At 55.4% G+C, this 11740-nt stretch carries 13 protein-coding genes and 1 pseudogene; 12 read left to right on the top strand and 2 right to left on the bottom strand.

Annotated features, from left to right (window positions below; translation table 11 throughout):
* The first annotated feature begins 35 nt into the window (after nucleotides 1–35).
* From PGR10_RS08930 to PGR10_RS08900, 7 genes are all read left to right on the top strand, one after another.
* Entirely contained in the window at nucleotides 36–695 is a 660-nt protein-coding gene (locus PGR10_RS08930) for a DedA family protein (RefSeq protein WP_087860098.1), read from the top strand.
* A gap of 199 nt (nucleotides 696–894) precedes the next feature.
* Nucleotides 895–1809 (top strand): acetyl-CoA carboxylase, carboxyltransferase subunit beta, encoded by a 915-nt coding sequence (accD, locus tag PGR10_RS08925; protein WP_015365554.1) that lies wholly within the window; start codon nucleotides 895–897, stop codon nucleotides 1807–1809.
* Nucleotides 1810–1872: 63 nt separating this feature from the next.
* Nucleotides 1873–3141 carry a bifunctional tetrahydrofolate synthase/dihydrofolate synthase gene (gene folC, locus PGR10_RS08920; RefSeq protein ID WP_087860099.1) on the top strand — a complete coding sequence of 423 codons (1269 nt, stop codon included), beginning with the start codon at nucleotides 1873–1875 and terminating at the stop codon, nucleotides 3139–3141.
* A complete protein-coding gene (dedD, locus tag PGR10_RS08915; RefSeq protein ID WP_045391498.1) occupies nucleotides 3131–3829 on the top strand; it encodes a cell division protein DedD in 699 nt (232 codons plus the stop codon). Before folC ends, dedD begins: the two co-directional genes overlap by 11 nt.
* Nucleotides 3830–4049: 220 nt before the next feature.
* Nucleotides 4050–4538, top strand: a complete 489-nt coding sequence (cvpA, locus tag PGR10_RS08910) for a colicin V production protein (RefSeq protein WP_015706172.1) — start codon at nucleotides 4050–4052, stop codon at nucleotides 4536–4538.
* Between the two features lie 33 nt (nucleotides 4539–4571).
* Entirely contained in the window at nucleotides 4572–6089 is a 1518-nt protein-coding gene (gene purF, locus PGR10_RS08905) for an amidophosphoribosyltransferase (protein WP_047043320.1), read from the top strand.
* 125 nt (nucleotides 6090–6214) lie between these two features.
* Nucleotides 6215–6787: a UbiX family flavin prenyltransferase gene (locus PGR10_RS08900; protein ID WP_087860198.1), complete on the top strand. Its 573-nt coding sequence runs from the start codon at nucleotides 6215–6217 to the stop codon at nucleotides 6785–6787.
* Between the two features lie 110 nt (nucleotides 6788–6897).
* Here the strand turns inward: PGR10_RS08900 and PGR10_RS08895 are convergent, their stop codons facing one another.
* Nucleotides 6898–7026 (bottom strand): hypothetical protein, encoded by a 129-nt coding sequence (locus PGR10_RS08895; RefSeq protein WP_162750213.1) that lies wholly within the window; start codon nucleotides 7024–7026, stop codon nucleotides 6898–6900.
* Between the two features lie 49 nt (nucleotides 7027–7075).
* Between PGR10_RS08895 and argT the strand changes: the two genes are divergently transcribed.
* The 5 genes from argT to hisP all read left to right on the top strand — a co-directional run bounded on the left by argT (nucleotide 7076) and on the right by hisP (nucleotide 11155).
* Complete coding sequence (gene argT, locus PGR10_RS08890; RefSeq protein ID WP_015365561.1) at nucleotides 7076–7858, top strand: lysine/arginine/ornithine ABC transporter substrate-binding protein ArgT; 783 nt, start codon at nucleotides 7076–7078, stop codon at nucleotides 7856–7858.
* Between the two features lie 267 nt (nucleotides 7859–8125).
* The gene (gene hisJ / locus PGR10_RS08885) at nucleotides 8126–8908 is read left to right on the top strand and encodes a histidine ABC transporter substrate-binding protein HisJ (protein ID WP_015365563.1); all 783 of its coding nucleotides are present in this window, start codon (nucleotides 8126–8128) and stop codon (nucleotides 8906–8908) included.
* Nucleotides 8909–8974: 66 nt separating this feature from the next.
* Entirely contained in the window at nucleotides 8975–9661 is a 687-nt protein-coding gene (locus tag PGR10_RS08880) for a histidine ABC transporter permease HisQ (RefSeq protein WP_015365564.1), read from the top strand.
* Nucleotides 9658–10374, top strand: coding sequence for an ABC transporter permease (locus PGR10_RS08875; RefSeq protein ID WP_015365565.1), 717 nt, complete (start codon nucleotides 9658–9660; stop codon nucleotides 10372–10374). The genes PGR10_RS08880 and PGR10_RS08875 overlap by 4 nt, the downstream gene beginning before the upstream one ends.
* Nucleotides 10375–10381: 7 nt before the next feature.
* Entirely contained in the window at nucleotides 10382–11155 is a 774-nt protein-coding gene (gene hisP / locus PGR10_RS08870; RefSeq protein WP_015365566.1) for a histidine ABC transporter ATP-binding protein HisP, read from the top strand.
* On the opposite strand, the pseudogene PGR10_RS08865 reads toward hisP, so the two are convergent.
* Nucleotides 11144–11690: pseudogene (locus PGR10_RS08865) on the bottom strand (GNAT family N-acetyltransferase). The gene hisP and the pseudogene PGR10_RS08865 sit on opposite strands and share 12 nt — an antisense overlap.
* Nucleotides 11691–11740: the final 50 nt, after the last annotated feature.

Raw genomic sequence — 11740 nt, 5'->3', positions numbered from 1 at the left:
ACAGGGGGCGGTTGTCACTAAAGGCTAAGACAAATATGGACCTGATTCATTTTTTGATTGATTTCATCCTGCATATTGATGTGCACCTTGCGGAGCTGGTCGCGCAGTATGGCGTCTGGGTTTACGCCATCCTGTTCTTGATTCTGTTCTGCGAAACCGGCCTGGTGGTGACGCCGTTCCTGCCCGGAGATTCTCTGCTGTTCGTCGCCGGCGCGCTCTCCGCGCTGCCAACGAACGATCTCAACGTACACCTGATGGTTGCGCTGATGGTCATTGCCGCCGTTATTGGCGATGCCCTGAACTACACCATCGGTAGATTGTTCGGCGAAAAGCTGTTCAGCAATCCGAACTCAAAGATTTTCCGTCGCAGCTATCTCGATAAAACCCATACCTTCTATGAACGCCACGGCGGCAAAACCATCATCCTCGCGCGTTTTGTGCCGATCGTCAGAACCTTTGCGCCGTTTGTGGCGGGAATGGGCCACATGTCCTATCGTCATTTTGCGGCGTACAACGTGGTAGGCGCGCTGCTGTGGGTACTACTGTTCACCTACGCCGGCTACCTGTTCGGTGATTTGCCGATCGTGCAGGAAAATCTGAAGCTGCTGATCGTGGCCATTATCGTCCTGTCGGTACTGCCTGGCGTTATCGAAGTGATTCGCCATCGCCGGGCGGCGGCAAAGCAGGCTAAATAGGCCCTTAGCGGCATTTTCGCCGGGCGTTGCTATGACGTCCGGCGCGCAAAGTGTGAGCGGTTCGACCACTTTTTTATCCCATGTTACGGGATGTTATGATTTAATGTGCAACATTCATGGTCTGTGAGGGGCAAAAGTGGCATTATGCGCCCCTTGCGACAAAACTGGCATCGACCAGGTTCAGGTAGAAAGGTTATCAATGAGCTGGATTGAACGAATTAAAAGCAATATAACCCCCACCCGTAAGGCAAGTATTCCTGAAGGTGTATGGACCAAGTGCGACAGCTGCGGTCAGGTACTGTACCGCGCAGAGCTGGAGCGCAACCTGGAGGTTTGCCCTAAGTGCGATCACCACATGCGTATGTCGGCGCGCAACCGCCTGCATAGCCTGCTGGACGAAGGTTCTCTCGTGGAGCTGGGTAGCGAGCTCGAGCCAAAGGATGTGCTGAAGTTCCGCGATTCGAAAAAGTATAAAGACCGTCTGGCCTCTGCACAGAAAGAGACCGGCGAGAAAGACGCGCTGGTGGTGATGAAAGGCACCCTGCACGGCATGCCTGTCGTGGCGGCGGCGTTTGAATTCGCCTTTATGGGCGGTTCGATGGGTTCCGTTGTCGGCGCGCGTTTCGTCCGCGCGGTTGAGCAGGCGCTGGAAGATAACTGCCCGCTGATCTGCTTCTCCGCCTCTGGTGGCGCCCGTATGCAGGAAGCGCTGATGTCGCTGATGCAGATGGCGAAGACCTCCGCGGCGCTGGCGAAAATGCAGGAGCGCGGTTTACCGTACATCTCCGTACTGACCGACCCGACCATGGGCGGCGTCTCCGCGAGTTTCGCGATGCTGGGCGATCTTAATATCGCCGAGCCGAAAGCGCTGATCGGCTTCGCCGGTCCTCGCGTTATCGAGCAGACCGTGCGTGAGAAGCTGCCGCCGGGGTTCCAGCGCAGTGAGTTCCTGATTGAAAAAGGGGCGATCGACATGATTATCCGTCGTCCTGAAATGCGTCTGAAATTAGCCAGCATCCTGGCGAAACTGATGAATCTTCCTTCGCCGCAGGCCGATGCGCCTCACGAAGGCGAGGTGGTACCACCGGTACCGGATCAGGAACCAGAGGCCTGATAATGCAGAGGGCAGGGCCGACAGGCGCTGCCCTTTTTTTTACCGTTAACTCTCGCGGACATCATGGAAAAAGATCCTATTCCTCAGGCCACGTCGCCCCTGGCTACGTGGCTTTCTTATCTGGAGCATCTGCACAGTAAAGCCATCGACCTGGGGCTTTCGCGGGTGAGCGAAGTCGCCGGACGGATGGCGATACTAAAACCGGCGCCGTTTGTCTTTACCGTGGCGGGTACCAATGGCAAAGGCACCACCTGCCGGACGCTGGAATCCGTGCTGATGGCGGCGGGCTATAAAGTTGGCGTGTATAGTTCGCCGCATCTGGTGCGCTATACCGAACGCGTGCGTATCCAGGGCGCCGAGCTGCCGGAAGCGGCGCATACCGCCTCATTTGCCGAAATCGAAGCGGCGCGCGGCGATATCTCGCTGAGCTATTTTGAATTTGGCACGCTGTCCGCGCTATGGCTGTTTAAGCAGGCGCAGCTGGATGTGGTTATCCTGGAGGTGGGCCTCGGTGGGCGCCTGGACGCCACGAATATCGTCGATGCCGACGTGGCGGTGGTCACCAGCATCGCGCTGGATCATACCGACTGGCTGGGGCCGGATCGTGAAAGCATTGGCCGTGAAAAAGCGGGTATCTTCCGCGCCGGTAAACCGGCGGTGGTGGGCGAACCCGATATGCCGCAGACGATTGCCGACGTGGCGAATGAAAAGGGCGCGACGCTGCTGCGCCGCGACCATGACTGGCGCTATAGCGTGACGGACCAGTCATGGAACTTTTCCGATGGTCAGGGCGAGTTGGCAGGGCTACCGTTGCCGCAGGTTCCATTGCCCAACGCCGCGACGGCGCTGGCGGCGCTGCGCGCCAGCGGGCTTAACGTCGATGAACAGGCGCTGCGCGACGGCATTCATCACGCCATGCTCCCGGGCCGCTTTCAGATTATCAGCGACGCGCCGCGGGTGATCCTCGATGTCGCGCATAACCCGCATGCGGCGGCTTATCTCGCCGGGCGTCTCAAAACCTTAGCGAAAACGGGGCGCGTACTGGCGGTTATTGGTATGCTGCATGATAAAGATATCGCCGGAACCCTGGCGAATCTGGCGCCTGAAGTAGATGCGTGGTACTGCGCGCCGCTGGAAGGGCCGCGCGGCGCCACGGCGGACCAGCTGATTACGCATCTGCGTGCGGGCCAACGTTATGACAGCGTAGCGCAGGCGTGGCATGCCGCTATGGCGGATGCCAAAGCCGAAGATACGGTGCTGGTGTGTGGTTCCTTCCACACGGTAGCGCATGTAATGGAAGAGATAGACGCGGGGAGAATCGGTGGCGAGTAAGTTTCAGAACCGTTTAGTCGGGACGATTGTACTGGTAGCGCTGGGGGTAATTATTCTCCCGGGTCTGCTCGACGGTCAGAAAAAACATTATCAGGATGAGTTTGCGGCGATCCCGTTGGTGCCGAAGCCGGGCGATCGCGATGAGCCGGATATGCTGCCGGCGGCTACCCAGGCGCTGCCTTCGCAGCCGCCGGAAGGCGCCGCGGAAGAGGTGAGAGCGGGAGACGCCGCGGCGCCATCGCTGGATCCGTCGCGCATCCCGGTGAACAACAATAGCTTCGATGAAGTTCAGGAGCCGGTGGTGGCCGCCAAGCCGCAGCCGAAACCACAGCCGAAGCCGGTTGAGAAACCGCAGCCGCAGCAGGTCGCGCAGACCCCGCCGCCGGCGAAACCGCAGCCGCAACCACAGCCGCAACAGCAGCAGGCCGCTATTCCGGCGCCGACCGGAAAAGCCTATGTGGTGCAGTTAGGGGCGTTGAAGAATGCCGATAAGGTTAACGAAATCGTAGGTAAGCTGCGTTCCTCGGGCTTTAAAGCCTGGACATCGCCATCCACGCCGGTTCAGGGTAAAATTACCCGTATTCTGGTGGGGCCGGATGCGTCGAAAGACAAGCTGAAGGGGCAACTCGGCGAGCTGCAGCAGATTTCTGGCCTGAGCGGCGTGGTCATGGGGTATAGCCCGAATTAAAAAATGACATCCGCTCTGATTGGGCGAGCTGGCAGGCGGGTTAACCTGCTGAAACCCTTGCCGGATACGCCCTGAAGAGGCGTCAGGCAGTATGGCGTTGAATGTTTTTTCAGCGCCATTTTTATTTCTGTAGGGCACGGAAATCCCTACGCAAACGTTTTCTTTTTCTGTTAGAATGCGCCCCGAACTGGACGACAGGGCGTAAAATCGTGGGATGTATATGGTCTGGATTGATTACGCCATTATTGCGGTAATTGGTTTTTCCTGTTTGGTTAGCCTTATCCGCGGCTTTGTTCGTGAAGCGTTATCGCTGGTGACATGGGGATGTGCCTTCTTTGTCGCCAGTCATTACTACACTTACCTGGCTGTCTGGTTCACGGGCTTTGAAGACGAACTGGTCCGAAATGGGATTGCTATCGCGATATTGTTTATCGCAACGCTTATCGTCGGCGCTATCGTTAACTATGTGATAGGCGCTCTGGTAGAGAAAACCGGTCTGTCAGGAACAGACAGGGTGTTGGGGATCTGTTTTGGCGCCCTGCGCGGCGTGCTTATCGTCTCCGCTATTCTGTTCTTTCTCGATAGCTTCACCGGTATGGCAAAAAGTGAAGACTGGCAAAAGTCTGAGCTTATCCCGCAGTTCAGTTTCGTTATCAGATGGTTCTTTGACTATCTGCAGAGCTCGTCAAGTTTCTTGCCCAAAGCATAAGCGTTGGGATGTAGCTTAACGAGGAAAAGACGTATGTGCGGTATTGTCGGTATCGCCGGTGTTATGCCGGTAAACCAGTCGATTTATGACGCGTTAACGGTGCTTCAGCATCGTGGGCAGGATGCCGCGGGCATCATCACCATTGATGCAAATAACTGCTTCCGTTTGCGTAAAGCCAACGGACTGGTGAGCGATGTGTTCGAAGCGCGCCACATGCAGCGTATGCAGGGAAATATGGGGATTGGCCACGTCCGTTACCCAACGGCAGGCAGTTCCAGCGCTTCTGAAGCGCAGCCTTTTTACGTTAACTCGCCCTACGGCATTACGTTGGCCCATAATGGCAACCTGACCAATGCCCACGAGCTGCGTCAAAAGCTGTTTGAAGAAAAACGCCGCCACATCAACACCACCTCCGATTCCGAAATTCTGCTCAATATCTTCGCCAGCGAGCTGGATAATTTCCGTCATTACCCGCTGGAAGCCGATAACATTTTCGCCGCGATTGCCGCGACGAACCGCCAGATTCGCGGCGCGTACGCCTGCGTGGCGATGATTATCGGCCACGGTATGGTCGCCTTCCGCGACCCGAACGGTATCCGTCCGCTGGTGCTCGGCAAGCGCGATATCGGCGATGGCCGCACCGAGTACATGGTCGCCTCCGAAAGCGTGGCGCTGGATACACTGGGCTTTGAATTTCTGCGTGACGTCGCGCCGGGAGAAGCGGTCTACATCACCGAGAAAGGCCAGCTGTTTACCCGCCAGTGCGCGGAAAACCCGGTCAGCAACCCATGCCTGTTCGAATACGTCTATTTCGCGCGTCCGGACTCCTTTATCGACAAGATTTCCGTCTATAGCGCCCGTGTGAACATGGGTACGAAGCTTGGCGAGAAAATTGCCCGTGAGTGGGAAGATCTGGATATCGATGTCGTTATTCCGATCCCGGAAACCTCCTGCGATATCGCCCTGGAGATTGCTCGTATCCTCGATAAACCCTATCGTCAGGGCTTTGTCAAAAACCGCTATGTTGGCCGTACCTTTATCATGCCGGGCCAGCAGCTGCGCCGTAAATCCGTGCGCCGTAAGCTGAACGCCAACCGCGCCGAATTCCGTGATAAGAACGTGCTGCTGGTGGATGACTCTATCGTTCGCGGCACCACTTCTGAACAGATTATCGAAATGGCGCGCGAAGCCGGCGCGAAGAAAGTGTATCTGGCCTCCGCGGCGCCGGAAATTCGCTTCCCGAACGTTTACGGTATCGATATGCCGACCGCCAACGAGCTTATCGCCCACGGTCGCGAAGTTGACGAGATCCGTCAGATCATCGGCGCTGATGGCCTGATTTTCCAGGATCTGGACGATCTGATCGAAGCGGTACGCGCTGAGAACCCGGACATTCAACAGTTCGAGTGTTCGGTCTTTAACGGCGTGTACGTCACCAAAGACGTTGACCAACAGTATCTCGATTATCTTGATTCTCTGCGTAACGACGATGCCAAAGCGGTCCAACTGCAAACCGAAGTTGAAAACTTAGAGATGCATAACGAAGGCTAATTGGTCCCTTGTCGCTGGCCCGCCGTCTTTCGAAGACCGCGGGCCTTTTTATTTTTACCCGCCAGGTTGCGTCGGGGACTATAATCCGGCAAAGTCTGCGGCATTACGCGCAAGAGGAATACATCGTGAAACGACTCATTATCGGCATTTCCGGCGCCAGCGGCGCGATTTACGGCGTACGCTTGCTACAGGTTCTGCGTGATGTCGCCGGGGTCGAGACCCATCTGATAATGAGCCAGGCTGCACGTCAGACGCTGTCGCTGGAAACCGACTACTCGCTGCGGGAAGTGCAGGCGCTAGCCGATGTGGTACACGACGCGCGCGATATCGCCGCCAGCATCTCCTCCGGCTCGTTTAAAACCAGTGGAATGGTTATTCTACCGTGCTCGATGAAAACGCTCTCTGGCATCGTCAATAGCTATACCGACGGTCTGCTGACCCGCGCGGCGGACGTGGTGTTAAAAGAGCGCCGCCCGCTGGTGCTTTGCGTACGCGAGACGCCGTTCCACCTGGGGCATCTGCGTTTAATGGTGCAGGCGGCGGAAATGGGCGCGGTGATTATGCCGCCGGTGCCGGCCTTCTATCATCGTCCGCAGACGCTGGACGATGTGATTAATCAGACGGTTAATCGGGTTGTCGATCAGTTTGATATTGAGCTGCCGCAGGACCTGTTTACCCGCTGGCAGGGCGGGGCCTGATGCACCTGTTTGGTGCATTTTATTTACCTTTGCCTTCCGCTGGTGCATTTTTGTTGTCCTGATCAAATCCTCGACATTTAATTTGTTTTTTTGCGTTTTGCCGCTGCGGTTTATCCGCCAATGCTGGTATCTTCCCTCTTAAGACAATCTTGCAACTTTATATTAACAAATTTAACCCTATTACCGGCACGCACCGGGAAAATGGCATAAAACCTGCAAGAACCGTCGGCAACATACATAACCAGACAGCGCACAACATAACAACATCACGACACTTAAGGGCTTTCTATGAAGAAGACGATCCTGGCTCTCTCGTTAATCATGGGAATCAGCAGCGCCGCCAGCGTATCTGCGGCGCTGCCGCAAAGTATCCGCATCGGCACCGATACCACCTATGCGCCTTTCTCGTCGAAGGATTCGAAGGGCAACTTTATTGGCTTTGACATCGATCTGGGCAATGAACTGTGCTCGCGCATCAAGGTGAAGTGCACCTGGGTGGGCAGCGATTTTGACGCGCTGATCCCCTCGCTGAAAGCGAAGAAAATCGACGCGATTATCTCGTCGCTGTCGATTACCGAAAAACGCCAGCAGGAGATTGCTTTCTCTGACAAACTGTACGCGGCAGATTCTCGTCTGATCGCGGCAAAAGGCTCGCCGATTCAGCCTACGCTGGAGTCGCTGAAAGGCAAGCATGTTGGCGTACTGCAGGGCTCTACTCAGGAGGCCTATGCCAACGAACGCTGGCGCAGCCAGGGCGTGGATGTTGTCGCCTATGCTAACCAGGATCTCATCTATTCCGACCTCGCCGCAGGGCGCCTTGACGCGGCGCTGCAGGATGAAGTCGCGGCCAGTGAAGGTTTCCTCAAACAACCTGCCGGTAAAGACTACGCGTTTGCCGGTCCTTCCGTTAAAGACAAAAAATACTTCGGCGATGGTACCGGTATCGGCCTGCGCAAAGAAGATGGCGAGCTGAAAGCCGCGTTCGACAAAGCGCTGGGTGAAATGCGTAAAGACGGCACCTACGACAAAATGGCGAAGAAATACTTCAACTTTAACGTCTACGGCGATTAAGACTGTAGCGGTCTGGTTATGCCAGGCCGCTCCATTGCGACGCGGTTATTGTTGCCCTTGATAGGTGCAAGCGGTTGACGGCTTGCACCAGAATGGGGCGATAGCAGTTTTTCTTTGTTCAGAAAATGCATAGTTAAGCGTTTCTGATGCAAAAAAATCTGCTTTCCTGCGCATTTTGCTTTGCCTTGGTAGGGCGAATAATGGCACGATAACTGGCGTAAGTGCTTCTAATAAACCCGTTAGAATGACAGTCTGTTGAGGATAATTATGAAAAAACTGGCGTTGTCTCTTTCTTTGGCGCTGGCCCTTTCCAGCGTTTCCACGGTATTCGCAGCCATTCCACAGAAAATCCGTATTGGTACCGATCCTACTTATGCGCCGTTCGAATCGAAGAATGCGCAGGGGCAATTGATCGGTTTTGACATCGATCTGGCGAAAGAGCTGTGTAAGCGTATTAATACCCAATGTACCTTCGTTGAAAACCCGCTGGATGCGCTGATCCCCTCGTTAAAAGCGAAGAAAATCGATGCGATTATGTCCTCGCTGTCGATTACCGAAAAGCGCCAGCAGGAAATTGCCTTCACCGACAAACTTTATGCCGCTGACTCCCGTCTGGTGGTGAAAAAGGGCAGCGATATTACGCCAGACCTGAGCAAGCTGAAAGGCAAGCGCATTGGCGTACTGCAGGGCACCACTCAGGAAACCTACGGCAACGAGCATTGGGCGCCGAAAGGCATTGAAATTGTCTCCTATCAGGGCCAGGACAATATCTATTCCGACCTGACCGCGGGCCGTATTGACGCTGCGTTCCAGGATGAGGTCGCCGCCAGCGAAGGTTTTCTCAAACAGCCGATTGGCAAAGATTATCAGTTTGGCGGCCCGTCCATTAAGGATGAGAAGTTATTTGGCGTCGGTACCGGCATGGGCCTGCGTAAAGACGACACCGAGCTGCGTGAGGCGCTAAATAAAGCTTTCGCCGAGATGCGTAAAGACGGCACTTACGACAAGCTGGCGAAGAAATATTTCGACTTTAACGTGTACGGCGACTAATCATCGTTAGTACCTCGCCGCACGCGTTTTCACGTGCGGCGATCGATGACAGACAGGGCAGACAGCATGCTGTACGGGTTCTCACAGGTTATTTTTCAGGGCGCGCTGGTCACCCTTGAGCTGGCGCTTAGCTCGGTGGTGCTGGCGGTCCTTATCGGGCTGGTGGGCGCGGGGGCGAAACTATCCGCCAACCGGCCTATGGCGCTGGTGTTTGAAGGCTATACCACGTTGATCCGCGGGGTGCCGGATCTGGTGCTGATGCTGCTGATTTTCTATGGGCTGCAGATCGCCCTTAACAGCATTACCGATGCATTAGGCATGGCGCAATTTGATATTGACCCGATGATTGCCGGTATTATCACCCTCGGCTTTATCTATGGCGCGTACTTCACCGAAACCTTCCGCGGCGCGTTTCTGGCGGTGCCGAAAGGCCATATTGAAGCGGCGACGGCATTTGGCTTCAGCGGCTGGCAGACGTTCCGCCGCATCCTGTTTCCGGCGATGATGCGCTATGCGCTGCCCGGTATCGGCAACAACTGGCAGGTCATTCTCAAAGCCACTGCGCTGGTGTCGCTGCTCGGTCTGGAAGACGTGGTGAAGGCAACGCAGCTGGCGGGCAAAAGTACCTGGCAGCCGTTCTATTTCGCTATCGTCTGCGGGGCGATCTATCTGGTGTTTACCACGATTTCCAATGGTGTGCTGCTGCTGCTTGAACGCCGCTACTCCGTGGGTGTGAAGAGGGCTGACCTGTGATTGAAATTATTCAGGAGTACTGGAAATCCCTGCTGTGGACCGACGGTTACCGTTTTACCGGCGTGGCGATCACCCTGTGGCTGTTGATTGCTTCAGTGGTGATGGGCGGCATCCTCGCGGTGTTTCTCGCCATCGGGCGCGTATCGAGCAATAAATACATTCAGTTTCCGATCTGGCTGTTTACCTATATTTTCCGCGGTACGCCGCTGTACGTGCAGCTGCTGGTGTTTTACTCCGGGATGTATACGCTGGAAATCGTCAAAGGCAGCGATCTATTGAATGCGTTTTTCCGCAGCGGCCTGAACTGTACGGTGTTGGCATTGACCTTAAATACCTGCGCCTACACCACCGAGATTTTTGCCGGGGCGATTCGTTCGGTGGCGCCGGGCGAGATTGAAGCTGCGCGGGCTTACGGCTTTTCGTCAGTTAAGCTGTATCGCTGCATTATTTTGCCCTCTGCGCTACGTATTGCGTTACCCGCGTACAGCAACGAAGTCATTCTGATGCTGCACTCGACGGCGCTGGCGTTTACCGCCACGGTGCCGGATTTGCTGAAAATCGCGCGCGATATTAACTCGGCGACCTATCAGCCGTTTACCGCTTTCGGTATCGCCGCGGTACTGTACTTAATTATTTCGTATGTGCTGATTAGCTTGTTCCGCAAGGCAGAAAAGCGCTGGCTGCAGCATATCAAACCTTCTTCGACGCACTGAGAAAGCCATGACCGACAATAAATTAAGCGTTATCGATCTGCATAAACGTTACGGCGAGCACGAGGTGCTGAAAGGCGTCTCGCTGAAAGCGAAGGCCGGAGACGTGATTAGTATTATCGGCTCATCGGGTTCTGGTAAAAGTACCTTCCTGCGCTGCATTAACTTTCTTGAGAAGCCAAGCGAAGGAACGATTATCGTCAACGGGCAGAATATTGGCCTGGTGCGCGATAAAGACGGCCAGTTGAAGGTAGCGGATAAAAACCAGCTGCGTCTGCTGCGCACGCGACTGACGATGGTGTTCCAGCACTTCAACCTGTGGAGCCACATGACGGTACTGGAAAACGTCATGGAGGCGCCGATTCAGGTGCTCGGCCTTAACAAACAGGAAGCGCGCGAGCGGGCGGTGAAGTATCTGGCGAAAGTCGGCATCGATGAACGCCAGCAGATCAAATATCCGGTACATCTTTCCGGCGGTCAGCAGCAGCGCGTGTCCATCGCGCGGGCGCTGGCGATGGAGCCGGACGTACTGCTGTTTGATGAACCGACATCGGCACTGGATCCGGAGCTGGTGGGCGAAGTGTTGCGTATTATGCAAAAACTGGCGGAAGAGGGGAAAACCATGGTGGTCGTCACCCACGAAATGGGCTTTGCCCGCCACGTCTCTTCACACGTGATTTTCCTACATCAGGGAAGAATCGAAGAAGAGGGGCATCCCGACGAGCTGTTCGGCAACCCGAAAAGCCAGCGCCTGCAGCAGTTCCTTAAAGGTTCACTGAAGTAATCGCCTCTTCCCGGCGGGTTTGCTCGCCGGGAATGACTTAACGCTCCAGCCGGTAGATCCAATCATCGTAATCCACGCCGTTGAGGTGGTAAGCATTTTCCAGCACCTGAATGCGTACAAAACCGTGCTTTTCCAGCAGCCGGGACGATCCCAAATTATTGCCAAGCACCCAGGCATTAATGGCGTTGATGCCAAGGATGGTAAAGCCGTAATCACAAATCGCGCGCAGCGCTTCGCTGGCGTAGCCCTGACCCTGCGCTTGCGGCAGTAGCGCGTAGCCGACGTCTGCCTCGTGGGGGTTTTTCGTACTGATGCGCAGACCAATATCTCCCAGCGGTGTGCCGGCAGAATCGCGCAATACAAAGACGCCGGCATCTTCGCAGCGGCATTCAAACACGCTGCGTAGCGCCGTTTCGCTTAACACCTCACCCATGTAACGCATGACGTCAGGATCCTGACGCAGACGCAGAAAAAAGGGCCAATCGGCCGGAGTGAAGCGGGAAAGCAACAGGCGGGGCGTGGTTATCGTAGTCATAAAGCGGTTAATCAGCTAAAACGAAAGCCTACTTTACCACCATACTGCGC

The organism is Klebsiella sp. 141198, from assembly GCF_050600785.1.
Lineage (GTDB): Bacteria > Pseudomonadota > Gammaproteobacteria > Enterobacterales > Enterobacteriaceae > Klebsiella > Klebsiella aerogenes.
The sequence above is the reverse complement of the archived record's forward strand: the minus strand, read 5'-3'. Positions and strand labels throughout refer to the sequence as shown.